The organism is Arthrobacter jinronghuae (assembly GCF_025244825.1).
Classification (GTDB): domain Bacteria; phylum Actinomycetota; class Actinomycetes; order Actinomycetales; family Micrococcaceae; genus Arthrobacter_B; species Arthrobacter_B jinronghuae.
In genome coordinates this window covers 213,298-237,370 of sequence record NZ_CP104263.1, presented here as the reverse complement: position 1 = coordinate 237,370, position 24,073 = coordinate 213,298, and the positions used below count along the sequence as shown (strand labels likewise).

At 66.6% G+C, this 24,073-nt stretch carries 19 protein-coding genes; 13 read left to right on the top strand and 6 right to left on the bottom strand.

The features are described from left to right. Positions 1-97 precede the first annotated feature (97 nt). From N2K98_RS01200 to N2K98_RS01165, 8 genes are all read left to right on the top strand, one after another. A complete protein-coding gene (locus N2K98_RS01200) occupies positions 98-1,543 on the top strand; it encodes a DUF3375 domain-containing protein (RefSeq protein WP_227924160.1) in 1,446 nt (481 codons plus the stop codon). Then, complete coding sequence (locus N2K98_RS01195; RefSeq protein ID WP_255866522.1) at positions 1,540-2,271, top strand: DUF4194 domain-containing protein; 732 nt, start codon at positions 1,540-1,542, stop codon at positions 2,269-2,271. The genes N2K98_RS01200 and N2K98_RS01195 overlap by 4 nt, the downstream gene beginning before the upstream one ends. Then, positions 2,268-5,579 carry an ATP-binding protein gene (locus tag N2K98_RS01190; protein ID WP_255866523.1) on the top strand — a complete coding sequence of 1,104 codons (3,312 nt, stop codon included), beginning with the start codon at positions 2,268-2,270 and terminating at the stop codon, positions 5,577-5,579. Before N2K98_RS01195 ends, N2K98_RS01190 begins: the two co-directional genes overlap by 4 nt. Positions 5,580-5,600: 21 nt before the next feature. Continuing rightward, positions 5,601-5,795 carry a hypothetical protein gene (locus N2K98_RS01185; RefSeq protein ID WP_255866524.1) on the top strand — a complete coding sequence of 65 codons (195 nt, stop codon included), beginning with the start codon at positions 5,601-5,603 and terminating at the stop codon, positions 5,793-5,795. Positions 5,796-5,898: 103 nt separating this feature from the next. Beyond that, positions 5,899-6,819, top strand: a complete 921-nt coding sequence (locus N2K98_RS01180; protein ID WP_255866525.1) for an oxygenase MpaB family protein — start codon at positions 5,899-5,901, stop codon at positions 6,817-6,819. Positions 6,820-7,086: 267 nt separating this feature from the next. Beyond that, positions 7,087-8,847 carry an HNH endonuclease gene (locus N2K98_RS01175; RefSeq protein ID WP_255866527.1) on the top strand — a complete coding sequence of 587 codons (1,761 nt, stop codon included), beginning with the start codon at positions 7,087-7,089 and terminating at the stop codon, positions 8,845-8,847. Positions 8,848-9,147: 300 nt separating this feature from the next. Continuing rightward, a complete protein-coding gene (locus N2K98_RS01170) occupies positions 9,148-9,861 on the top strand; it encodes a VOC family protein (RefSeq protein ID WP_255866542.1) in 714 nt (237 codons plus the stop codon). Between the two features lie 32 nt (positions 9,862-9,893). Continuing rightward, entirely contained in the window at positions 9,894-10,487 is a 594-nt protein-coding gene (locus N2K98_RS01165; protein ID WP_255866528.1) for a GNAT family N-acetyltransferase, read from the top strand. Between the two features lie 2 nt (positions 10,488-10,489). Here N2K98_RS01165 and N2K98_RS01160 read toward each other — a convergent pair whose 3' ends face one another. Continuing rightward, the gene (locus N2K98_RS01160) at positions 10,490-11,383 is read right to left on the bottom strand and encodes a LysR family transcriptional regulator (protein WP_255866529.1); all 894 of its coding nucleotides are present in this window, start codon (positions 11,381-11,383) and stop codon (positions 10,490-10,492) included. 199 nt (positions 11,384-11,582) lie between these two features. Between N2K98_RS01160 and N2K98_RS01155 the strand changes: the two genes are divergently transcribed. From N2K98_RS01155 to N2K98_RS01145, 3 genes are all read left to right on the top strand, one after another. Continuing rightward, positions 11,583-12,269 carry a DsbA family protein gene (locus tag N2K98_RS01155; RefSeq protein ID WP_255866530.1) on the top strand — a complete coding sequence of 229 codons (687 nt, stop codon included), beginning with the start codon at positions 11,583-11,585 and terminating at the stop codon, positions 12,267-12,269. Positions 12,270-12,486: 217 nt separating this feature from the next. Then, positions 12,487-13,551 carry a phosphatase PAP2 family protein gene (locus tag N2K98_RS01150; protein ID WP_255798678.1) on the top strand — a complete coding sequence of 355 codons (1,065 nt, stop codon included), beginning with the start codon at positions 12,487-12,489 and terminating at the stop codon, positions 13,549-13,551. Between the two features lie 41 nt (positions 13,552-13,592). Then, entirely contained in the window at positions 13,593-14,900 is a 1,308-nt protein-coding gene (locus N2K98_RS01145) for a hypothetical protein (protein WP_255866531.1), read from the top strand. Here the strand turns inward: N2K98_RS01145 and fabF are convergent. From fabF to N2K98_RS01120, 5 genes are all read right to left on the bottom strand, one after another. Further along, entirely contained in the window at positions 14,897-16,129 is a 1,233-nt protein-coding gene (gene fabF / locus N2K98_RS01140) for a beta-ketoacyl-ACP synthase II (RefSeq protein ID WP_255866532.1), read from the bottom strand. The genes N2K98_RS01145 and fabF overlap by 4 nt on opposite strands. Further along, on the bottom strand, positions 16,130-17,809 hold the full coding sequence (locus N2K98_RS01135; protein ID WP_255866533.1) for a class I adenylate-forming enzyme family protein: 1,680 nt from the start codon (positions 17,807-17,809) through the stop codon (positions 16,130-16,132). A gap of 19 nt (positions 17,810-17,828) precedes the next feature. Continuing rightward, positions 17,829-18,668, bottom strand: coding sequence for an SDR family oxidoreductase (locus tag N2K98_RS01130; RefSeq protein WP_255866534.1), 840 nt, complete (start codon positions 18,666-18,668; stop codon positions 17,829-17,831). A gap of 95 nt (positions 18,669-18,763) precedes the next feature. After that, on the bottom strand, positions 18,764-19,408 hold the full coding sequence (locus N2K98_RS01125) for a response regulator (RefSeq protein WP_255866535.1): 645 nt from the start codon (positions 19,406-19,408) through the stop codon (positions 18,764-18,766). Next, positions 19,396-20,685: a sensor histidine kinase gene (locus N2K98_RS01120; RefSeq protein ID WP_255866536.1), complete on the bottom strand. Its 1,290-nt coding sequence runs from the start codon at positions 20,683-20,685 to the stop codon at positions 19,396-19,398. The genes N2K98_RS01125 and N2K98_RS01120 overlap by 13 nt, the downstream gene beginning before the upstream one ends. Before the next feature lie 155 nt (positions 20,686-20,840). Between N2K98_RS01120 and N2K98_RS01115 the strand changes: the two genes are divergently transcribed. Continuing rightward, complete coding sequence (locus N2K98_RS01115) at positions 20,841-21,596, top strand: ABC transporter ATP-binding protein (RefSeq protein WP_255866537.1); 756 nt, start codon at positions 20,841-20,843, stop codon at positions 21,594-21,596. A gap of 1 nt (position 21,597) precedes the next feature. After that, positions 21,598-24,072: an FtsX-like permease family protein gene (locus tag N2K98_RS01110; protein ID WP_255866538.1), complete on the top strand. Its 2,475-nt coding sequence runs from the start codon at positions 21,598-21,600 to the stop codon at positions 24,070-24,072. The last annotated feature ends 1 nt before the right edge of the window (position 24,073 follow it).

Sequence of the window (24,073 nt, the reverse complement as noted above, 5' to 3'; positions counted from 1 at the left end):
GACATGCCCTGCCCCCGCCCCTGACCCACCCAACCCTCCCACCCGGCTAAAATCGAGGAGGCCCGTTTTTCCCCACCGCACGGGCGGAAAGCGCAGAATGTCCTTCATCGAGAACGCCGTTGCCCGCTGGGCCGAACTGCAGCGGCTCCAGGCCTCCCCCGGCTGGAAACTGACCAACGCCAATGCCTGGGTCCCGGCACTCTTCCGCGAGGCCTTCACCCGCACCCGGCCCCGGGTTCCGCTGGACGACTTCCACGCCATGACCGACTCCTTCCTGAACCGCCTCCGCATGGACGGCGTGCAGCTGCGCGAGGACTGGACCGGACGGAACTACGCCGATGACTGGGTGGCCCGCCGCTTCCTGGCCCGCCCCCGCGCGGACGGAAAGTTCGTCTACGAACTCACCGAATCCTCCGCCCGCTTCCTCTCCTACCTGGACGGCTACACCAGCGACAAGACGTCCCTGAACTCCTCCCGCCTGGCCACCCTGCTGGACCGGGTGGAGAACCTCGCGCAGGAATCCAACCCGGACCCGGCCGCCCGCATCGCCGTCCTTAAAGAAGAGGTCGCCCGCCGCGAGGAAATGATCCGTGCCCTGGAATCCGGCGAGGCTCCCCCGCCTCTGCCGGACGACACCGCCGTCGAAGCCGCCCGCGACATCCTCGACCTGGCCGCCGCGCTGCCCGCCGACTTCAAACGGATGCGCGACGGCCTGGAAAAGATGCTGCATGACCTGCGCCAGGAAATGGTGGAATCCAACGCCGCCAAGGGCCTGACCATGGGCGAAATCCTTGAAGCGGACAAGAAGCTGCGCAGCACCGCCGAAGGCCGCACCTACGAGGGCTTCACCGCCTTCCTGAACGACGCCGACCAGCAGGCCCGCTTCCGCGCCGCCATCGCGGAGGTACTGGAACGGGACTTCGCCGACGACATGAGCCCCGAAGACCGGCAGAGCCTGTACCGGCTGATCAGCGACATGCGGGACCAGGCCACGGAAATCCACCGGATCTACGGCCGGCTCTCCGAATCCATGCACACCTACGTTCAGAGCGACGAGTACCGCGAATCCGTCCAGCTGCGCCAGCTCATCCGCGCCGCCGAAACCGCGATCCACAAGGCTCCGCGCGGGCGCCGCCGGGCCGCCGTCGTACCCGCACCGCAGCTGCACGGCTCGGGCTTCGAATCCCTCAGCATGGTCCGGGTCTACAACCCCGAAGACCACGCCGCCCCGCGCACCCTGCCCGAACCGCCGCAGTTCACCGAGGCGGACATCCACCGCTCGGTCCGCACCCCGCGTGCGGACCGGCGGGTACTGGCCGACGCCGTCTCCCGGGCGACGGCGACCCGCACCAGCGCCACCGTGGCCCAGGTGTTCGAGCAGCTGCCGCCCGAACACCGGCATCTGAACAGCATCCGTGCCCTGCTCGCCGGCGGTAGCGCCGCTGGGGACACCCTTGAATCCGTCACCTTTACCCAGATCGACGGCAGCGAGCGCACCGCGCTGCTGCCCGCCGTCGCCGTCGCGAAAGCCCCAGAAAAATGAGCGAGACCACCATGTCCTCCACGCCGGAGGAATTCGAGCCGGAGCTTGAAGAAGAGCACGACGAGCCCGCCCCGCGCGATCTCCTCGTCGACGGCCCGGAACTGTTCCCCGGCGACACCGGCACCCTGCCGCTGAAGCTGCGCCAGGCTCTCATCCGGCTGCTGCGCGGCCCGTACCTGGACGCGAACTCCTCGGACAACGTGTACGAGACCGTGGTGGACAACCAGGAGCAGCTGCGCGTCCGGCTGAGCGAACTTTTCCTCACCCTGGTCATCGACGAGGACCGCAAGGTCGCCCTGCTGCGCCCGGTGGAAATGGCCGAGCCGCACACCTCCGCCCTGCAGCGCCAGCGCGAAATGACCCGTGAGGAAACCCTGCTGCTGCTGCGGATGCGGCTGATCCTGGACCGCCACACCGGCACCGGGAACGAGGCCACGATCGCCCGGCAGGACATCGTCGAGGTGCTCGAGGGCTACGTGGATCCGGGGCAGCGCGACGCGAAGTCCGTGGAGGACCTGGCCGACGCCGCCATCCGCAAGCTCGTGCAGGACCGCCGGCTGCTGCTTCCCACCGAGCTGGACAACGTCTGGGTCATTTCCAACGCCCTGCCGCTGGCCCTGCCGTACAGCCAGATCGGCGACATCATCACCTTTATGCAGACCCTCTCGGGGGAGGATCCCGACGGCATCCCCAGTGACACCCTGAACGACGGCGAGGAGCCGGCATGAGCATCGAAACCACCCTCCCCATGGGAGACCTGATCAACCCCGGCCAGAACCGGCTCGCCTCCGTGCAGATCGTCAACTGGGGCACCTTCGACGGCGCGCACACCATCAAGGTGGACCGTGCCGGCACGCTGCTCACCGGCGACTCCGGCGTGGGCAAATCCACCATCTTCGACGCCATGCTCCAGGTCATGGACGCCCGCCCGCGGATGAACGAGGCCGCGCAGAACAACTCCGGCACCAACGCCGAGGAAAAGCGCAACGCGTTCTCCTACATGCGCGGACGCCTGGGCACCCAGGGAGCCGACGACGGCGCGGGCACCGCCTACCAGCGCCCCGGCGCCACCTGGTCCGCGGTCTGCCTGACCTTCGACAACGGTCTGGGACAGATCACCAGCCTCTCCGTGGTTATGGACCTTCCCGCCACCGGCACCGAGCACAACCTGGGCCGCTACTACCTGGTGCACAACCGCCCGCTGGACCTTCAGGCCCTGCAGGCCGGCATGCGCGGCCGCTTCACCAAGGGAAGCCTGGAAACCCTGCTGCCCGGTGCGGCCGTGTTCGATTCGCACAAGATGTTCGCCGAACGCTACCGCCACGCTCTGGGTGTGGAGGACGAGAAGGCCTTCAACCTGCTGCGCATCCTGCAGACCGGCAAGGGCCTGGGCGGCACGGTCAATGACTTCTTCCGCAACCACGTGCTGGACACCCCGCGCACCCTCACCGCCGCCGAAGAGGCCGTGGAGGACTTCAGCCACCTGCGCAGCATCCGCCGCCAGCTCGAACGCGCCCGCCAGCAGCGCGACCACCTGCAGTCCGTTCCCGAGCTGCACACCCGCTACCGCGAAGCCGCCGACGCCCTGGCGCACAACCGCGCCCTGGCCAAGGAAGGCCTGCCCGCCTACCGGCAGCGCCTGGCCCTCGAAGGCGCCCAGCGCACCGCCGAGAAGCTGGAGCAGGCCGCAACCGAAGCCCGCTCCGAACTCTCCGCCGCCGAAACCCGCCGGGCAACGCTGAAAGACCAGCGCGACGCGCTCAGCACCCGGTACACCGAAGAGGGCGGCGGAGCCATCGCCACTCTGGAACGCGAACTCGCGGCTGCGTCCGCGCAGCTGCGTTCCCGGGAAACCGTGGAAAACGCCGCCAAGGACGAGCTCGCCGCCGCGGGGATCGACGTCGACTTCTCCCCCGCCGGTCTGGTCACCGCCCGCAGCCGCGCCGCGGAGCTGGTGAAGTCGCTCGGCACCGAGCTCGACGCCGCCCGCGAGCGCAGCAGCAACGCGCACGGCGAGGCGTGGTCCCTCAAGGGGCAGATCGCGAAGCTGGAAAACGAGATCGGCTCCTTCCGCCGCCGCACCTCCAACATCCGCCAGGATTCCCTGGACCAGCGGACCCGGATCTGCGCCGCCACCGGCATCGACGAAGCGGACATGCCGTTCGCCGGCGAACTCATCGACCTACCCAACGAGCACGCCCAGTGGCGCCCGGCCGCCGAGCGTACCCTGCGTTCCCTCGCCACCGCGCTGCTGGTGCCCGGCGAGCACATGGCCGCCGTCACCCGCTATCTCAGCGAGAACGACATGCACGGCTACGTCCGCTGCATCGACGTCTCCGTTCCCGTGGACGGCCCCACCGAGCCTGGCCCCGATGACCTGATCACCAAGCTGCTCACCCACCACTCGGAAATGGGCGAGTGGGTCCGGCACAAGATCACCGCGCACTACGACTTCGTCTGCGTCGAGGACCCGGCCGGGCTGGCCGACGTCGCCAAGGGCGTGAGCCTCGGCGGTGCGGTCAAGCGCAACCGCAGCACCACCGAAAAGGATGACCGGCACACCAAGGCCTCGGACAACGTCCTGGGCTTTGACAACAAGGACACCGTCGCGGCGCTCGGCAACGAGCTGCTGGCCCTGCGCGGCGTCTTCGAGGAAGCGGATAACCTCTCCCGGCAGCATGCGCAGGAACAGGACGAGCTGGTCCGCCGGCTCGCCGCCGTGCGCGCCATCGCTGCCGATGAGCGGACCTGGGAGGACCTGTCGGCCGACGCCGCACGGGCCGCCGTCGCCGTCGCCAATGACCGGCTCGAATCCGCTCGGGATGCGAACGCCGATCTGGAGCAGATCCGCTTCGAGCTCGACACCGCCGAACTGGACCTCACCGCAGCCACCGAGAAGGTCGGCGTGCTCAAGGGCGACGCCGCGAGGCTCGACGCCGACCTGGCCGCCGCCGTCGAACGCCGCACCGCGCTCTCGGCGAAGGCACCCGAAGCGCTGTCCGAGGGACTCCGTTCCGCGCTGGCCGAACTGTTCGAACCCTTCGGGGAACTGACCGACCCGGCCCGGCTGAAGGAGGCCGCCGGCGAGGTGGAACGGTCCCTGATCACCGAGCAGGCCCGGCTGGAAAAGACCCTGTTGGAAACCCGTGCGAAGCTGGAACGCACGTTCGAGACGTTCAGCGACAAGTGGGGTTCGGACTTCGGCACGTCGGTGGAGTCCGCCGGTGCGTACGAGGACCGCTTCGAGGACATCATTTCCGAGGGCCTGCCGCAGCGCGAAGCCGAGTTCCGCGAGTACTTCAACAACCGCACCTACGAGCGGTTCAGCGACCTGCTGCAGCTCCTTGATGAGGAACGCCGCAGCATCTCCTCGCGCCTGCTGCCGCTGAACTCCGTGCTCCGCCGGGTGGAATACTCTGCCGGCAGCCACCTGGAGATCGAGGTCGCCACCACCGTTCCGGACGCCGCACACAAGTTCCGCACCGAACTGAAGAACGCGCTGCCCATGATGGGCTCGCGGCAGGATAGGGCGGACATGGACGCCCGGTACGCTGCGCTCGAGGGCCTGGTGGACCGGCTGAAGGATCCCGAGGAGAAGCGCTGGCGGGCCGAGGTGCTCGATGTCCGCTCGCACGTGACCATCACCTGCACCCACCGCCTTGCCAGCGGGCACACCTACACCAACCTGCAGGCGTCGCTGATGTCCGGCGGCGAGGGCCAGCGGTTCACCGCGTTCATCATGGCCTCGGCTCTGGCCTACCAGCTGGGCATTGTGTCCCAGGGCTTCAGCACCTACGGAACCGTGATGATGGACGAGGCGTTTGTTAAGTCGTCCCTGTCCTTTGCCGAGGCGTCCATCAACGCGCTGCACGAGTTCGGCTTCCAGCTGCTGCTCGCGGCGCCGGAGGACAAGGTGGACCTCTCCCGGTTCCTGGGCTCGGTCACGGAAATCCTGCGCGACGACGTCACCAACCGTTCCGGCGTGATGGAACGGGCCATGGGCAACTCACGGTCGGTGGACATCCTGCTGCGCTAGGCGTGTATGAAAGGTAATAACATGAAAGACAAGTACACGGTAAACGCCGTGATGCTAGCCGGCGTTGCCTGCATTCTTCTTGCCACGATGGGGCCGCTGGGGAACATTGCGGGCATTTTGTGGCTCGCTGCGCTGCTGTTCTTCGCAGCGGCCCCGGTGCTGGCCTTCCAGCGGCACCAGCGTGAGGGAGGACCGGACCACGGCCCGCATCTTTAGCCTGCGGGCGTATCCTGCGGGCCGGCAGTACCGAACACCGGGCGGTCACAAGGGGCACTAGGGGCACTAGGCAAGCGGTCCGGACGGATGGACACTGGGGAAGATGAGCGTTTTTTCTCCTCCCCGGGCGATCGCGTCCTGGCGCCGCCAGCTGATCGGCACATTCAGCAACAACGCCGCCGAGATCCCGCAGTGGGAGCTTGAGCTGGCGGAGGGCGACGACGTCGGCCACTTCGGTCCCGAGTCCGCGGTCTGGGCGGTGCACGGGTCCATGACGCCCATCATCGCCGGCATCCGGGCCCTGCTGCTCCAGGCGCTGCATCCCGGGGCGATGGCCGGGGTCCACGACTTCTCCGACTACAAGGACGATCCGCTGGGTCGGCTCGCCGGGACCATCCGGTGGATCTTCACCGTCACCTACGGGGACACGGCCGCTGCCAAGGCGGGCTCCGACTGGGTGCTGCGGCTGCATGAACGTGTGCACGGCACTTATGTAGACGCCGACGGCGCGGTGCGGCCGTATTCAGCCAATGATCCCGAGATTGCCCGCTGGGTGCATCTGGCCTTCGCCGACGCGTTCCTCTCCTCGCACCAGCGTTACGGCGGTCCCATTCCGGGCGGACCGGATGCCTATGTGGCGGAGTGGGCGGTGGCGGGTGAGTTGATGGGTATTCCGGATCCGCCGCGTTCCGAAGCCGATCTGCGGAAGCAGATGGCCGGCTACGATACCCAACTGCGCAACAGCGACTATGTGCGGGAGGCGTTGGGGTTCCTTCGCCGTCCTCCCCTGCCGGGAAACCAGCGGATCGGGTACCGGGTGTTGTTTGCCGGAGCTGTGGCCAGCCTGGAGCCGAAGCACAGGGAGATGTTGGGGCTGCGGGCTCCGCACTTGGGTCCGGTTCCGGTGCCAATGAAGTTTCCCGTGAAACTTGTTTTGGGTGTTATCCGGCTTGGGCTCGGTCCGCAGGGACCCAGCGAACGGTCTGCACGCGAGCGAATCGAGCGGCTTTCCTCCGCACAGTAGGGTCTGCCGGGCAGTCATAGGAGCCACGTGGTAGGCCTGCCGGGCCGACGTCGTCCTTGCCGTCGTCGCGCTCATGCAAGAACCAGCCTTCCTACGGCGAGTTCCAAGCGTCTCCAGTGGGCCGGAGGTTGTCTTCGGAGCACCCGGTCTTGCCGTTTGTTCAGGCAGGTAGTTGCGTTCGAAAGACGGGTATTTGAAGTTTCCCGGAGCTCCGTTTTCGGCCTGTTTTTGGGCCTGAAATGTCAGTGCCAGATGAAATCCTGAGGTATGGATCAGCTCGGAAACACCGAACGGATAACCGAAGAGCCAGGCAGTGAGAACCAGCAGCCTGATGGGCAGGCTAGCGGGGCCGAGCCGCCGCGCCCGCCCTGCACCGTGTCGGTTTACCGGGCGGAACTTGCCGCTGAGCCTGCCTACGCCGCTGACGCGGATACCTCTACTTCTGCTGACACTCCCGAGAACGACGCTGAGGCCGCACCTGCAGAGCCTGCCGAGCCAGCTGAGCCAGCTGAGCCAGCCGCCGATGGTTCCACTCCTATCGGAAGCCCTGTGTATCCGGACGGCTTTACCGGGACACTGGCGCTGCAGAACCTTGAAGCCTTTGACGAGCAGATGGTGGGCGATGCCCTGTCCCGGATGGCGCATTTGATGTCCTGGGTGCAGGCGCTGCAGGTCCGCCTGCTGAACCGCATGGAAGAGATCTTCCGGGAGGACTTCCACGCCGCTTCGGGGCGGCTCGAGCCCGGGATAGCGTTCAGTCAGGCAGCGTCAGAATGTGCAGCTATTTTGAACATTCCGCAGGTCACCGCTCAGCGCATGATGAGCGAGGCGCTCAACTTGTGCAGCACCCATACCGCCACCCTGACCGCCTTGGAAGAAGGACAGCTGAGTTACCAGCACGCGCAGGTGGTGCTGGACCAGTGCCAAAACGTGCCAGCGGGTGCACTACCGGAATTTGAGGGTGACTTGCTGGCAGCAGCACCCGGCCAAACCCGGTCCCAGTTCTCCTGTAAGGCCCGCCGGCTGCGTGAAAGGAAGTTTCCGGACACTGTCAGCAAACAACACCAGTCAGCTTTCGAGCAGCGCAAGGTCACTCTGGACCGGGAGGAGGACGGAATGTCCTGCCTGTCCGCCCACCTGCGAGCCGCCGAAGCTCAGCAGATTTACACGGCGCTCAGCACGGCAGCCCGCGGTGAGCAGGCGGCCGGGGATTCCCGGAGCACGGACCAACTGCGCGCAGACATTCTCGCGCAGCTGCTGATGGGCGGCAGACTTTTCGCCGCGACCGGAACCCGGCGCGGGACCGGAGCCAACCGCGGAGGTAGGCACGACGGCGGAAGTGGCGACAGCGAGCAAGGCGGCGGCTCCAAACACCCAGGAGTAGTCACCGGGAACGACAGCGACGTGAGGTTTTCCGGCGGTGAGCGCCTCGGAGACGAGTCTGGCCCAGACGAAGGGATTGTCCCGCGCGCGGAAATCATGGTCCTGATCAACGCCGAAACCCTCTTCGGCGCAGACGAACAACCCGCCGAACTACACGGCTACGGACCTATCAGCGCAGAAGCGGCTCGACGGCTAGCCCGGAACGCCGTCGGCTGGACTGGGCTCGCCCAAAACCCGCAGACAGGTGAAATCCTCGGCGTGGGACGGCGTCGAAAAGTCCCGGCAGGGCTCCGCCGCTGGCTCCGAGCGAGGGATGGAACCTGTCGGTTCCCCGGTTGCCGGGTCAGCACCGTGAACGCGGACATTGACCACACCGTCGACTGGGCCCGCGGAGGTCCCACCGACCATGGAAACCTGGAACACCTCTGCCGACGGCACCATCGGTTCAAGACCCTGGGCTTCTGGAAAGCGTGCCAGCCCGAACCCGGGGTAATCGAGTGGACTTCGCCGACCGGACGTACTTACCGCACCGAGCCGTACTTGGACCTGGGGACACCGGATCCGGCGCCGAACCTCCGAGCAGAGCATGAGCAGAGGGAACCTCTGCAGGAATCGGCGCCGCAGGAACAGGCACCGCCGTTCTAGTCACGCCGCGGTCCGTGCAGGGGCAGGTTGAACGGCACGGTGCACAGCAGAGCCTGCGGCGTGAACACCTCCGCGATCTCCGTCGTCGTGCGGGCACCTTCGCAGTAAGGCGGGCACCTTCGCAGTAAGGCGGGCACCTTCGCAGTAAGAGCGTAATGGTGGAACTCCCCCAATGAGCCCGAGACCGATTTTCCTTGTAGATGCATTCGACGTCGGATTTACTGTTCGCACACGTACAGGAGGCGCTCAAAAATGACGAGCTCAAACGCTGCAGCTGAATCCCGGATCGGGCGTCGGAACATGGACATGCTGTCGGGTGAGGCGATCGCCGCGGCCAAGCTGACCGATTGGCGCAAGTTGGCCCAAGGGCTGCACGCCCGCTACCTGGTCGATGACTTCGGCACCGGAGCACGGTTCGTGACAGCGGTAGGTGAGGCGGGCGATACGCTCGGACACCACCCCAGCGTGTCGATCGGCACCGGGTACGTCGACCTCAAATTGGTCAGCGCAGACGCCATCTACCGCGATGGCAAAGGCGTCAAACACGTCGTCGAATGGGTCACCCAGCAGGATGTCGACCTCGCGAGGCTGATCACCGAGATCGCCGCTGACCACCAGCTCGACGCCGACCCGGCCTCGGTCAGCGTCCTCGAACTCGGCCTCGACACGGCCCGCTCAGCAACGATTGCCCCGGTGTGGGCAGCCCTGCTGACAGGCAACGCAGACGCCCAGGGCCACGGGTCGCCCAGCGACGAGATCCGGGATGCCACGGGGCGGATACCAAACCTGTGGTTCGGAGACGCGGACGAGCTCAAGACCGTGAATCAACGGTTCCACATCGAGGTTTATGTGGCGCCCGAGGTGGCCGAGCAGCGAATCATCGCTGCCGTCGCCGCAGGAGGAACCGTCGTGGATGACAGCGGTTCACCGTCACTCACCGTGATCGCCGACCAGGACGGCAATAGAGCGGTCCTGTGCATTGCCGAGACGCCGGCATCGAAGGAAACATCCTGACCTCTTGAACACATGACAGGACGGACATGGCGATGCCGCACGTAATTCAGCCGCTCACTCCGGCAACGTTTCCGGCGTGGCTTGCACTCGCGCAGAAACACAACGGGGTCTGGGGCGGGTGCTATTGCTCGTATTTCCACGGCGACACGGAGGACACCGTCAAAAGCGAGTACGACGGGCCGACCTTCAAGCAGCGACTTGTGGCGGAAGGCGCAGCACACGCGGCACTCGTTTTCGACGGCGACAACGCGATCGCATGGTGCCAGTACGGCAGTCCGGGCGAACTGCCGGGGATCTACCACCGCAAGCAGTACGACGCCGGCGAGACCCAGCCGGCGCCGTGGCGCATCACCTGCTTCTTCGTCGACCGCGACCACCGCCGTTCCGGCGTGGCACGGGAGGCACTGGACGGTGCGCTCGAACTGATCGCACAGGCAGGCGGAGGCGAGGTGGTCTCATTCCCCAACGAACTCACCCCGGGCAAGAGAACATCGTCCTCGTTCCTTCACAACGGCACACGGGCCATGTTCGAGAAGGCGGGATTCACGTTCGAACGCCACATCGGCAAGAACAAGACAGTGATGCGCAAGACCGTTCAACCGGCCCTGCGGCTGACGCAGGGTTGAACCTACGCCCTCCCGGCAGCCACCGCCACCAGCTCGGCCGCGACTCCGGTCAACCGCCGTGGGCCGGACCAGATGGCCGTGAGGGGTCGGCTGATTCCCTCTCCTTCGAAAGGAACCCGCAGCAGCTCCCCGCTGGCAAGCTGGTCGCGAACCACCAGTTCGCTCAACACGGCCGGGCCGGCTCCGGCAGCAACAGCAACCCGCACCGCAGCATTGCTGCTGAGTACCTGGGCCGGCTCGACGACGTCGTACCCGGAAAGGACTTCCTGCAGCGCTTCGCGGGTACCAGACCCGGGTTCCCGAACCACCAGAGGGGTTTCCGCCAGTTCCTGCAAACCGATCCGGGTCCGGTTGGCCCATTCGTGATCCGGACCAACAACCACCACCAGCTCGTCCTCCCGGACCACCAGGGCGTTCAGCCGCACCGGCAGATTCGGAGTTTCCACAAACCCCAGCTGGAGGGTGCCGCGCTGCACCTCCTCGATGACCTGCGCCGAGTTCTCCACCCGCACATCAATGCGGGCCTGCGGCAGCCGGCGCTTCAGCTCGGCAACCCAGGCCGGCAACAGCATGTCCGCGATGGTGAGACTGGCACCCACACGGAGTTCCATGGCCTCTCCGCTTCGGCCGGCACGCACCACACTGTTGAAGCGTCGCGCCGCCTCCAACAGTTCCCGAGCCGAGTCCGCCAGCAGGACTCCGGCCGCTGTAGGTGCCGAACCGCGAGGGCTGCGTTCAAGCAGGGGAGTCTTCAAATCCGCTTCCAACTCGGCAATAGACCGGCTCGCATTGGACTGGGCCATACCCAGTTTCCGCGCCCCGGAAGCCACGCTGCCCTCGTCCACTACGGCAACGAACAGTTCCAGCACCGAAAGGTTCGGCCACGCCTGAGCCATATCAAAAGCATATAAACCCATGCCGAATTGCAGGCTACCGGACGGTCCGATCCGGTGGGAGCATCGAAAATAGTGGGCGCAGCCTGGGCCTCACGGGTGGACATCGCCCCGTGGCAGCCATCGTCTAACGAGCGGAACGCCGTTGGAGGCCCGCAGAGCGCGCCGAACCGCGAACCCTGATACTTCACTGGAAGGAACTATGCGCAAGAGCATCCTCGCCCTGCTGATTGCCTGGCTGCTCGCAGTCGGCACCTTGGTCTCCTGTGCGGCGTCGGATTCCGGATCGTCGGGAGACACCGCCACGGCAGAAGCAAGCCCGTCGGCGGAAACCTCCATCCCCGCTGACCGCATCGACCAGGTGGCTCCTGCGGATGCAAGGGCAATCACCGACCCCGCAGACCCCAAAGCCACCCTGGTGCTGTTTACCGACTACCAGTGCCCCTACTGCGCCCAGATGGACACGCTGATTCAGCAGGCCAAGAACGACTACGGGGATGAAGTCCGCATCCTCGTGCGGAACTACCCGCTGCCCAAGCATCAGAACGCAGCGCCGGCTGCCCGTGCTGTGGAAGCCGCAGCAGAACAGGGCGCCCTGGAGGAAATGGCTGCGTCCGTCTTCGAGCACCAGGAGGACTGGAAGAACCAGAGCGACGTCGACGACCTCTTCCTCTCCTACGCCGAGGACCTGGGTCTGGACACGGAGAAGTTCCAGGCCGATTACACGTCGGACGCCATTAAGGACCGGGTGGCCCGCGACTTGGAGGACGCCCAGGACCTCCAGCTTCGCGGCACCCCCTCGCTGATCCTCGACAACGAGATGCTGGAGCTGGACTCCGTTGACTACGGCGCCATCCAGGAACAGCTGGACGCTGCCCTGAACAAGTAGGGACTGCATCCCGCACCCGGACCAGGCCGGACTGTCCGCCCAGCGGTAGCGGTCCGGCCTGCCGCCGGAGGCCACCGGGCAGCTACCAGCGCCGGCTTCCGGCCAGGCTTCCGGCCGCGACGACGGCAGAAACAGGCCGTCCGCGTGATCGAAAGCATACTGAGGGTGGGGGTCCCTCGATAACAGGTTTATGACAATTGTGGGATAAAAATATCTCATGACTATCGAAGCCGGCTCCGTCCGCCCTGCCTGGCGCCGCCTCTTCGGCGTCCCCCTGACCATCTCCGTAGCCTTCACCGTGTTGATGGTCGCTACGGCCGTATGGGGCGACCTTCCCATCCGTGATCCTGACGGCTTCCTGGGACCCAGCTACATCCGTCTGCCGCTGATTGTGCTGCTCATGATCGCCGCCGACGTCGTGCCCCGGGTACTCGCCCGACGCCGCGAACTGGGCGGCGCGGGAGCCGCCACGTCCCACGTGCTGCGGACGCGCTGGTCCGGACCCCGCCTGGCCGTAGCCGTGGCGGGACTGATCACCTTCTACCTCGCGTACATGTCCTACCGGAACCTCAAGAGCTTCCTGCCCTTCCTGCAGGAACACCTCACGGACCCCATGCTGGAGGACTCGGACAAATGGCTGGCCGGCGGAAACTATCCCGGCGACGTCCTGCATAACCTGCTGGGTACCGGTTTCAGCGCGGATCTGCTCTCCGGCGTCTACATGCTTTTTATGGTCTTCGTTCCGGTCTCCCTCGCCGCGGCGCTGGTGTGGTCCAACAACCTGCAGCGCGGCGCCTGGTATGCCACGGCCCTGTCCTTCAACTGGATCCTCGGCACCGTCAGCTACTACGCCCTGCCGTCCATGGGCCCGGTCTACTACGACGCCGCCCCGTTTGCCGACCTGCCGGAAACCGCAGTCTCCGGCCTGCAGGACAGCCTGTATGAAAACCGGATCGAAGTGCTGGCTGATCCGTTTGCCACGGACAACGTGCACGGCATTGCAGCCTTTGCGTCCCTGCACACATCCATCGTCTTCACTGCAGCACTGGTGGCGCACCTGACCCGCCTGCCCAAAGTGGCCCAATGGATTATGTGGATCTACGTGGTCCTGACGACCCTGGCCACGGTCTACTTCGGCTGGCACTACGTCCTGGACGTGGTCGCCGGACTTGCCCTCGGCGCCGTCTCCGTGTGGCTGGCCGCGAAGGCTGTGGGGGCCGGACAGGCAGAGAAGGAAGCAACGCCCGACGTCGAACCGGAGCTTGCCTCGGCCGTGCGGTAGGCTTCCTCAGCGGGAACCACCCCCTACTGAGAGGCAGCACGATGACCGAACATCCAATCGTGCTGCCCGACTATCTCACGCCTCCCCGGAAGCGCGGGCCCAAGCGGCTGAGGATGATCGTCGTAACCCTCGTGAGCCTCTTTGTGGTCGCCACCCTTGTCGCTGCCTATCTGTGGGTTGAGTACTTGACGTATACCCAGGCCGCGGAAGATTCCCTGAGGGAAGGCCGCATTGTCGTTGGGGCCCACACTGACCTGCATGACGTCTCGGACCCGCTCCCCGCAGATATCAGTGAGGAGGACTACGCGGCCTTCTGGGCTGAACCCGCCTTGAACACCCCGGACACCCTCGCCCTGCTGGACCTCATCAACGAGGGATGGGAGGCGGGCCTCCAGGAGAACATGGAGTACACCTACAGCAGGGTGGCCGATATCAGTGACGCGGACAAACGGGCCAATGCCCATGCCGCGGTGGACAAAGTGGCCGAGTTCCTCTCGCACGGGACGGTCCAGGCCGCCAAGCGGGTGGTTTATGAGGACCTGGCACAGCTGTCCAGAGAGACCTGCCACCGCAGCGACTTGGTTCACGTCATGTACGCGGACGACGGGCATCCCATTCGAAACTGGATTACCACTGACCCCCAGGTCCTGTCGCTTCAGGCAATCGGGGATCAGGAGGCAGAGGCAACCGCTCTGGTGGGCAAGGTCTACCCGGATGCCTTCGAGGCCGCGCTTCCCCACTTCTGCAAATTTCCACCGCCGCCGGAGAGCAGCCATTCGGGCGATATGGAACTTCTGGATTCAACTACCCATGAGGCCAATTTGCTGCTGAACCCCGTCAGGACGCGCCCCAATTCAGAGGGCCAGCTGCTCGAAGATGACTATGAGGCCTTCTGGAACAGTCCCGTGATGTCTTCTCCGGAAGTCCAGGCCTATCTGGACCGGATCGGGGAAGAGGCCGTCAGCAACTACCGCGATCAGGCAGCGTACATTCAGGACAATATTGACCAGATCAAGGACCCTGCCGTACGGGAACATGCCCAGCAGTACCTCGAGTGGGTTCTCGACGAAGCGGCACGGGACAACGGCAGAAGGTTGGCTGTGGGCAAGGTCTATGAAGATCTCGAAGCGTACTGGAAGGCCACGTGTACCGACGAACCGGACGGCTGGCTGCATTCGTCACGGATAAAGCGGAATATCTGGAACTCTCGCCTGGAACCTGACTTCAGTCCGGACTACATGGACTCGGCCAGGAGCATCGGGAATGAGTGGAGTGAAGCCACCTATGACCTGGCCATGGAGTTCTATCCGGAGGCCTACGCGGCCGGGGTCGACTACTACTGCACTTAGACAGGACCGAAAGCCGCCACCGCGTTTTGGCCGCCGAAACCGAACGCGTTGGTAAGCGCATAGTGGACGGAAGCTTCCCGGGCCGTTCCCGGAACGTAGTCGAGGTCGCACTCCGGATCGGGAGTGTTGTAATTCAGAGTGGGCGGAATGACGCCCTCTCGGATAGCCATGACGCAGAGCAGGGATCCGAGAGTGCCCGCAGCGCCGATAAGGTGTCCGGTCATGGACTTGGGTGCCGTGACTGCAAGCGACGGCGCGTGCTCGCCGAAGGCGGTGTGCAGGGCTCTGGTTTCGGTCCGGTCATTGGCCTGGGTGGAGGTTCCGTGGGCACAGATCAGATCAACGTCCTCCGGATTCAGCCGGGACCGGTCCAGGGTGCGGCAGATCGCTTGGGCCGCGTACTGCCCACCGGGATCCGGGGCAACAATATGGAAGGCGTCGGACGTCAGTGCGCCGCCCAGCACCTCCGCATACACCTCGGCACCGCGGGCACGGGCATGGCTGAGCAGTTCCAGCACGCACACCACCGCTCCTTCGGCAAAGACAAAACCGTCCCGGTCCGCATCGAAGGGACGGCTGGCTTCCTGCGGCGAATCATTGTTCCGGGACAACCCGCGCATGGCGCTGAGCCCGGCGAACATCACTGACGTGATGGCCGCATCGGTTCCGCCTGCCACCGCCACGTCAGCGTCGCCGGCCAGCAGGGTGCGGCGTGCCTCGAGCAGTGCCTGGGTGCCGCTGGCGCAGGCCAGAGCGCTGGCGTTCACGGGCCCGTGGACCGCCAAATCGATGGCCACTTCGCAGGCCGGCATGTTCGTCAACGACGACGCCACGAAGCTGGGACTGATGGGGCGCAGACCGTCACGGTGGAAAATTTCCGTGGCGGACTGGATTTCCGGATACCCGGAGACAGCACTGTTGATGATTACCGCCGCGTCCGTGTCTTCCAGCGTGACTCCCAGTCCGGCGTCGGCCACCGCCTCGCGTGAGGCCGCCACCGCCAGGTGGGAAGCCCGCGAGGACCGGCGCAGCCGCTTGACCGGCAGGTACTGCGCCGGATCGAAGTTCTTCACTTCCCCGGCAATCCGGGTGGGGAACTCGGAGGCGTCGAAGGCGGTGATCTTGTCGATGCCGCTGCGTCCGTCCTTCAGCCCCGCCCAGGTTTCACCCCAGGAACCGCCGAGCGGCGTCACCGCCCCCATCCCGGTGATGACCACGCGCTCGTCCATCTAGTCCGCCTTCCGGACCGGCGCCGGCACGTGCATCCGGCCGTCCAGCCAGTCCTGCGCCGCGGAATCCGCCACCTTGTAATGCATTTTCTTTCCGGTCGCGGTCATCGGCACTTCGTCGACAAAGCGGTAGCCCCGGGGCCGCTTGAAATCGGCCAGCCCGGGATGCGCCAGGCAGAACGCATCCAGCCCGTCGGCGTCGAGCTCCGTGTCCCGGCGCACCACGTACGCCACCACGCGCTGGCCCCACCGGTCATCCGGCACTCCCACCACCACGGATTCGAGGACGCCGGGGTGGTCCGCGAGCGCTGCTTCCACCTGCACGGGGTGGATGTTCTCCCCGCCGGAAATGATCATGTCATCGGTGCGGCCCATGATGGTCAGGTAGCCTTCGGCGTCCCAGGTGGCCATGTCCCCGGGGTAAAGCCACCCGTCGTGGAACTTCTCCTCCTCGACCTGCGGCAGGTTGGCATAGCTGAACCCGGATTTCGGCGAGCGCATGATCACCTCGCCGATTTCGCTGCCGTCCCGGGCGGCCAGTTCGTGCGGCTGCCCGCGGCGGCCTTCAAACACGCGGACGACGGCGACGTCGTCGTCCGTGCAGGCGCGCCCGGCACTGCCGGCATGGGCGGGGAGGTCCTCGGGCCGCAGGAACGTGTTCCAGAAGCCCTCGGTGGTTCCGTAGCCGTTGAAGATCCGGGGCGTCAGCAGCTCCTGGTACCGGATGGCGGCGGCGCGGTCCAGCGGTGCGCCCATGGTGACGATGCCGCGCAGCGTCTCCAGGTTCCGCGGGTGCTTTTCCTGCTCGACGGCGATCATCTCCAGCGTGGTCGGCGCACCGATCAGATACGTCAGCCCCTGCTCCCCCACCCAGTCCAGCACCGTGGCCGGGTTAAAGCTGCGCAGCGGGACCACGGACCCGCCGATGTAAAACACCGGGTTGGGCCCGCCCGAGTGCAGGCCGCCGCGGTGGAACCACGGGGTCATGTTCAGGGTGCGGTCGGACGGGCTGAGCGGAAAGTGCATGATGACGTCGTGCGCGCTCATCAGCTCGGCGATGGACGGCAGCGGCACCCCCTTCGGCATGCCCGTGGTGCCCGAAGTGTAGAAGCGGGTGCTTTCCTCGAAGGTGGAGAAGTCCGCGGGGAGGTCCGGCAGGTCCCCGGACGCGGCGTCGACGGCGGCGTCGAAGTCCTGCCCCAGCTGCCCCGATCCCATCCCCCAGTGCCCGGCCTCGCTGCCGCCCGCCACCAGGACCACCGGCGATACCCCGGCCAGCTCCAGCGCCTGCGCAGCCGTTTCGGTATGCTCGGCGTCGACAACGAACACCGCCGGATCGCTGTCCCGCAGGATGTGCGCGGTCTCCGCAGGCGCCAGCCGGTAATTCACCGGCACGCTGACCGCGCCCAGGCGCTGGGTCGCCAGATACAGCAGCGCGAACTCGATGCCGTTGTAGAGCTGGTACAGCACCCGGTCTCCGCGCCCCACGCCGCGCTCGGCCAGGGCACGCGCTACGGAGTTCACGGCGTCGCCCAGCTGGGCGTAGGTCCATTCCCGGCCGGTCGGCGGATCGGTGAGCGCAACGCGGTCCGCATACCGGGCGACATTGCGCGAGAAGCCGGCCGCGTAGGTCAGGGAATGTTCGAAGTAGTTCCGGTAGCGGGCGGGATCGTAGCTCACTGATGCTTCCTTTCAGTTCTTACCGGCTGCCGCCCCGGGTGGGCCGGGTGGGCCGGTTCGGCAGGGCGACCGGCGGGCCGGACGCGTCGGAATGGAACGGCGGGGCAATGACCGAGAGTCCGCCGTCGACCGCGAGGACCTGGCCGGTGATGTACTCGGCGCCCGCGGAGAGCAGGAACTCCACCGCGGCTGCCATTTCATCCACGGTGCCGGGCCGGCGTTTGGGGAGGCGGGAGATGACGCTGTCCATCGGCGCCATGCCGTCCATGGAGTAGAAGTAGTCCAGCGAATCGGAATCGATCAGCCCGCCGTTCACGGCGTTGACGTTGATGCCGTAGGGACCGAATTCCACCGCCATGAACCGGACAAAGGACTCCACGGCCGCCTTATAGGAGCCGAGGGCGGCATAGGTCGGGAAGGCCCGGGTACTGCCGTAACTGGTGAGCGCGACTATCCGGCCGCCGTCGTCCATCAGTTTCACCGCCTCCTGCGCACCGAGGACAAACGGCCGGACATTCACCGCGTAGGCACGGTCCAGGTGATGGGTTTTCAGGTCCACCACGTTCTTGAAGGCAGCAGCAGCGGCGTTGTTAATGAAGTAGTCCAACCGGCCGTATTCGTCCGCCGCGGCGTCGAAGAGCCGGACAATGTCTTCGGGATTCTCCACGTCCGCCTGCACCGCGATGCCGCTGCCGCCCAGTTCCTGCAGCTGGGTGACCACTTCCTTGGCGAGTTCGGCATTCCGGCGGTAACTAACGACGACGGCGGTCCCCTGCGCCGCGAGCCGCTCCGCCACACGCCGGCCGATTCCGCGCGAAGCACCGGTGACCAGCGCTACCTTTCCGCCGCCCTGTTCCACGTGTGTCCTCCTGCGCCCGGCTGTAGTGCATCACACCTTGTCACCGGTGCCGTCCGGGAAACAAGACCCGGGACGAAACAAGCGGCACCCGCCGGTCAGGAGCGGAGGTACGCGAGAGTCGCCAGCACCCTGCGGTGTCCGCTGTCCGACTGGGCCAGCCCGAGCTTCGCGAAAATGTTGCCAATGTGTTTGCTGACCGCGGTTTCGGAGACGGAAATGGCCGAGGCAATGGCGGTGTTGCCCAGCCCTTCGGCCACCAGCCCCAGCACTTCGAACTCACGAGGGGTCAGCGACCGGATGGGGTCCTGGTTGCTGCGCCGGCTGAACAACTGGGCGATGACCTCCGGATCCATGACGGTGCCGCCCGCAGCCACGCGCCGCAGTCCATCCACGAATTCGCCGACGTTGCCGACCCTCTCCTTCAGCAGGTAGCCCACGCCCTGGGCGCCGGAGCCCAGCAGGCGGCTGGCGTAACGGTCTTCCACATAGGCGGAGAGGACGAGCACCGGGAAATCGGGGACCCGGGATCTCAGTTCCAGGGCGGCGCGCAGCCCCTCGTTGGTGAAGGTCGGCGGCATCCGGACGTCCAGCACGGCGCCGTCGGCGCTGCCGGGTTCGAAGGCCGCGAGCAGGTCATCGGCGTTGTCCCAGGAGCCCACCACGTCGAAGCCTTCTCCTCGAAGCAGCAGCTCCAGTCCGGCCCGCAGCAGGGCATCATCTTCGGCAATTAGAAGGCGCATGGCAGCTCCACTCTCAGGTTTGTCGGTCCGCCGTCGGGGCTGTTCAGTACCAGCCTGCCGCCAAAGGCGGCTGCACGCCGGGCAATTCCGGCCAGGCCGGTGCCGGAGCCGTTGGTCTCGGCCGTAGCCTGCGCGCCGGCGGTCGGTGACACGGTCGCGCCGCCCCGGCCGTCGTCGTTCACCAGGATCACCAAAACATCCTCCCGCGCCGTTGATTCAGTACGGAGGACCACGTCGATCCGGGAGGCGCCGGAGTGTTTCGCAGCATTGGTCAGGGCTTCGGCGAGGACAAAATACGCCGCCGATTCCACCGCTGCCGGGGCGCGCAGCAAACCGTCCACCTCTAGGGAGGTGGGTATGGGCGAGCGGCTGGTCAGGGCCGAGGCCGCACCGCCCAGGCCGAGTTCGTCCAGGACCGGCGGATAAATGTCGTGCACCGCGGCGCGCAGCCCGGCGAGTGCTTCGGACGCGGCATCCTGCGCCCGTCCGATGAACGGTACGGCGGCCGCCGGATCGGTTTCGGCCGCACGCTGGGCCAGCCCCAGCATCATCACGACGCCGACCAGCCGGTTCTGCGCGCCGTCGTGCAGTTCGCGTTCAATCCGGCGCAGCTCCGCCGCGTGGGCGGCGAGGGCGCTGGCCCGGGCCGCCGAGAGGTCGGAGATCCGGCGGGCCAGGTCCGCATACCGGCGCGGGGAAAGGATCCCCAGGGTCGCCTCGCTGAACCGCCGTGCCAGCCAGGGCAGCAGCACCCACGCGCCGACGGCGTATAGGAGTCCCAGCAGCATCATCAAGAGGGCATCGCCCCAGCTGCGGACGAAGATGGTCAGTTCCAGCGGTGCGTCCGGCGGGAACAGCTGCCACAGGGGCGCCGCCGCAACATAGAGCACGGCACCGAAAGGAAGCGCGAGGGCCAGCGCCGCTGCCAGTACGGCAAAGGCGCAGTGGAAGAGCAGCCAGGACAGGTCCCGCTTCGTTTCCGGAGCGCTCAGCAGGGCGGCCAACTCGGTGAACGAATACCTGCCGGCGAGGCGGCGCCGGTCAAAGGGAATGACAGCGGAGGAGAACGCCGCCGAACGGGCCTGCGCCCTCGCGGCCAGCCGGTTCAGGAGGTCCAGGAGGGTAGGGACCGCGTACAGGCCCACTCCCAGGGCCACGAAGGGCAGCAGCGCAATACCGGTTACCAGCACGGTCAGGGACGCCAACCAATACCAGCCTTCGCGCACAAGGAAGGCCGCGTCCCGGAGACGGGTTTTGGCACGGCTGGGAAGTCTCACCCGTTGAATTATGCCCGACCCCTTTCCCCCTGTCGGTATAGCCAGCTATACCCCAAACCGGGCTATTGGCTGTATCGGATCCCGTTTCCGGAATCCGTAGCGTCGAAGTCAGCAAGTGCCGCACAAACCCGCACCTTCGACCAAAGGATGACCCCATGTTCACCGACGCCGCCGAATTCTCCGGCCCCGCAGCCCTGCAGCTGCAGGGCGTGTCCAAGAGCTACCGATCCGGCAACACCACCGTGCCGGCCCTGCGCGATGTGTCCCTGGCCGTTCCGGCCGGCACCTTCACCGCCATCATGGGACCTTCGGGTTCCGGCAAAAGCACGCTGCTGCAGTGCGCGGCAGGATTGGACGCCCCCGACAGCGGCCGGGTGCTGCTGGGCACCACCGAAATCTCGAAGCTCCACAGCAAGGCCCTGACCCGCTTCCGCCGGGACCACGTCGGTTTTGTGTTCCAGTCCTACAACCTGCTCCCCCAGCTGACCGTCGCGCGGAACGTGACGCTGCCGCTGCTGCTGGCCGGACGAGGAACGGACAAGGTCTGGCTGGACTACGTGCTGGAAGCCGTCGGGCTGTCCGGCCTGGGTGAGCGGAAGCCGCAGGAGCTCTCCGGCGGCCAGCAGCAGCGGGCGGCCATCGCCCGGGCCCTGATCACCCGCCCGGACGCCGTCTTTGCGGACGAACCCACCGGCGCCCTGGACTCCGGTACTGCACGCCAGGTGCTGGACCTGCTGCGGCATACCGTTTCCGTGCTGGGACAGACGGTGATTATGGTGACCCACGATCCGGTGGCGGCCGGGCACGCAGACACCGTCATTTTCCTTGCGGACGGGCGCCTGGACGGCAGCATGACCGGCGCCACCGCCCACGACGTCAGCGAACACATGGCCAACCTCGGGGAGCGCTAATATGTTTTCCCTTGCCAGAGCATCCATCCGGCACCACCGCGGCGGATTCGCCGGGGTCTTTGTAGCCGTGTTCCTGTGCGCCGCGCTCATCACCGCGATGGGTGTCCTCATCGAGTCCGGAACCCGCGGCGGCATTGCCCCGCAGCGCCTGCAGGGGGCCGACGTCGTAGTGGGTGCGCCGCAGGCACATCCCGTGGTCGAGGACATGGACGCCCCCTTCGCCGAGCGTGTCCTGCTTCCCGCCGAAGTTGTTGACGAAATAGCGGCCGTCCCCGGCGTCGAACGCGCCGTGGGCAGCATTGAGCTTCCCCTGGCCACCACCGACGGTACGACGGTTTCCGCCGCTGCCTGGGACTCGGCGGCCCTGACTCCCTACACACTGACCTCCGGGGAAGCTCCCGAGCGGGCCACCGAAGTGGTGGTGGATGAATCCTTCGGGGCTGCTCCGGGAACCTCGCTCACCCTCACCCACGGCGGGGAGCCAACCGAGTACACGGTGTCCGGCGTCGCCGCTCCCGAGTCTGGAGTGGACACCGGTCCTGCCGCTTTCCTGAGCACCGTCGGAGCTCAGGCCCTGTGGCCGCACGGCGACACGGTGGCCACAGTAGGCGTGATCGCCGAATCCGGCGTCCGCCCGGAACAACTCTCCGCCGACATCGAGGCGCAGGTGGCCGACGTCGTCGGGTACACCGGGGACCGCCGCGGAGACGTGGAGAATCTCGGCGGGTCCGCCGCCCGCTCCACGCTGCTGCTGCTCAGCGGGTCGCTGGCGGGCGTGGCCGTGATGACCGCGGTCTTCGTGACCGCAGGGACCCTGTCCTTGTCCATCATGGCGCGGCGCCGGGAATTCGCGATGCTGCGGGCGGTGGGGGCCGGAGCGAACCAGACCCTGGGCATCGTGATGCGTGAAGTCCTGCTGGTTTCCAGCGCTGCCGCAGTGCTGGGCGCGGCACCCGGTTTCCTGCTGGCCTGGTTCCTGGGCAACCAGTTCGTTGCCGGCGGCGTGCTTCCGGAAACCTTCGTCCTGGCGTACAGCCCGCTGCCGGCCCTGGCCGCCGTAGCCATCAGCATTACCGCGGCGGTGGGAGCCTCTCTCGTCTCGGCGCGGGGCACGGTCCGTGCGGCGCCGACGGCTGCCCTGCGGGACTCCGCGACGGAGGCTTCCCGGCTGGGCCGCGGACGCGTCATCACCGGTCTCTCGCTGCTCGCCGCGGGTCTCGTTGCGGCCTTGGTACCGATTGCCGTCCCGGGCACTGCGGGCCTGGCGGCGGCAGCCTCGAGCATCCTGCTCCTGATGATCGGCGCGGGCCTGCTGGGACCATGGCTGGTGACGGGCGCCTTAAAACTGGTGCAGCCGCTGGTCCGCCGCAGCCCCTCCGCGTCGCTGGCCCTCGCGGAAGCCAACGCCAGCGCTTTCCCGCGGCGCCTGGCCTCGGGAATCATTCCACTCGCCTTGGCCATTGCACTCGGATCCGTGCAGTTCTTTATGCCGACCACAGTGGCAACGGAAGCCGAGCGGCAGTCCCGGGACGGGGTAGTGGCCGGGTATCTGGTTCATGCTCCGGGGTCCGGAGTGTCCGAGGAGCTCGCAGACGAGGTGGCTGAGCTTCCCGGGGTGGAGTCCACCTCGCCGGTGGCCCGTTCCGCAGTACTTGCCAAGGCCGGTTTCGCTGGGATGGAAGACGGTGTGCAGCCCTACGCCATTCAGGGCCTGGCCTCTGAGGACCTGAACGGAACCTTGGACCTGGATGTAAACGAAGGGTCCCTGGACCGCTTGGCGGACACCGATACCGTGGCGCTGAGCGTGGACCTGGCCCGGGAATCCGGCACGGGCGTGGGCGAGGACTTCGACTTCTACTACGGGGACGGAACCGAGGCGACCGCCGTCGTCGTCGCCACCTACGAACGAGGGCTGGGATTCGGGGATGTGGCGGTGGCGAACGAGACGCTGCGAAGCCACACCACCACGGGGCTGAACGACTACCTGCTGGTCAGCATGGCGGCCGATACCGACGCGGGAGACCTGGCTTCGGCTGTTAGCGGGCTGGGGCTGACGCTGCTGGATAAGGAGGAGCTCGGGGCGGCCGGAGCCGCGGAACGGAATGCCGACTCGTGGGTTTCGGTGATCGCGATGCTGGTCCTGCTTGGGTACCTTGCCGTCTCCGTGGTCAACACCCTGGTGATGGCGACGGCTAAGCGCCGGCCGGAGATGCTGCTGCTGCGGACCCTGGGTGCGTCGGATACCCAGCTCAGGCGGATGATGGGGGCCGAGTCCCTGCTGATAGTCGCAGCCGCCGTCGTCATCGGCACCGTCCTGGCCCTGCCGCCGCTGATGGGGATCGCCGTGAGCGTCTCGGGGCTGCCGCTGCCCACGATCGTCCCGGCCGTATACCTCGGCCTCGCCGGTGCGACGGCGGCGCTCGGCCTGGGCTCCATTGCGGTAGCCACACGTGCCGCACTGCGGGCCGAACGGTAGC

Bases quoted from the DNA above. Each gene is read 5' to 3' on its own strand.
- N2K98_RS01160 (WP_255866529.1), bottom strand. From the start codon at position 11,383: ATGGCTCAGGCGTGGCCGAACCTTTCGGTGCTGGAACTGTTCGTTGCC.
- N2K98_RS01185 (WP_255866524.1), top strand. From the start codon at position 5,601: ATGAAAGACAAGTACACGGTAAACGCCGTGATGCTAGCCGGCGTTGCC.
- N2K98_RS01190 (WP_255866523.1), top strand. From the start codon at position 2,268: ATGAGCATCGAAACCACCCTCCCCATGGGAGACCTGATCAACCCCGGC.
- N2K98_RS01180 (WP_255866525.1), top strand. From the start codon at position 5,899: ATGAGCGTTTTTTCTCCTCCCCGGGCGATCGCGTCCTGGCGCCGCCAG.
- N2K98_RS01200 (WP_227924160.1), top strand. From the start codon at position 98: ATGTCCTTCATCGAGAACGCCGTTGCCCGCTGGGCCGAACTGCAGCGG.
- N2K98_RS01150 (WP_255798678.1), top strand. From the start codon at position 12,487: ATGACTATCGAAGCCGGCTCCGTCCGCCCTGCCTGGCGCCGCCTCTTC.
- N2K98_RS01175 (WP_255866527.1), top strand. From the start codon at position 7,087: ATGGATCAGCTCGGAAACACCGAACGGATAACCGAAGAGCCAGGCAGT.
- N2K98_RS01170 (WP_255866542.1), top strand. From the start codon at position 9,148: ATGGACATGCTGTCGGGTGAGGCGATCGCCGCGGCCAAGCTGACCGAT.
- N2K98_RS01110 (WP_255866538.1), top strand. From the start codon at position 21,598: ATGTTTTCCCTTGCCAGAGCATCCATCCGGCACCACCGCGGCGGATTC.
- N2K98_RS01125 (WP_255866535.1), bottom strand. From the start codon at position 19,408: ATGCGCCTTCTAATTGCCGAAGATGATGCCCTGCTGCGGGCCGGACTG.
- N2K98_RS01195 (WP_255866522.1), top strand. From the start codon at position 1,540: ATGAGCGAGACCACCATGTCCTCCACGCCGGAGGAATTCGAGCCGGAG.
- N2K98_RS01165 (WP_255866528.1), top strand. From the start codon at position 9,894: ATGCCGCACGTAATTCAGCCGCTCACTCCGGCAACGTTTCCGGCGTGG.
- N2K98_RS01155 (WP_255866530.1), top strand. From the start codon at position 11,583: ATGCGCAAGAGCATCCTCGCCCTGCTGATTGCCTGGCTGCTCGCAGTC.
- N2K98_RS01115 (WP_255866537.1), top strand. From the start codon at position 20,841: ATGTTCACCGACGCCGCCGAATTCTCCGGCCCCGCAGCCCTGCAGCTG.
- fabF (WP_255866532.1), bottom strand. From the start codon at position 16,129: ATGGACGAGCGCGTGGTCATCACCGGGATGGGGGCGGTGACGCCGCTC.
- N2K98_RS01145 (WP_255866531.1), top strand. From the start codon at position 13,593: ATGACCGAACATCCAATCGTGCTGCCCGACTATCTCACGCCTCCCCGG.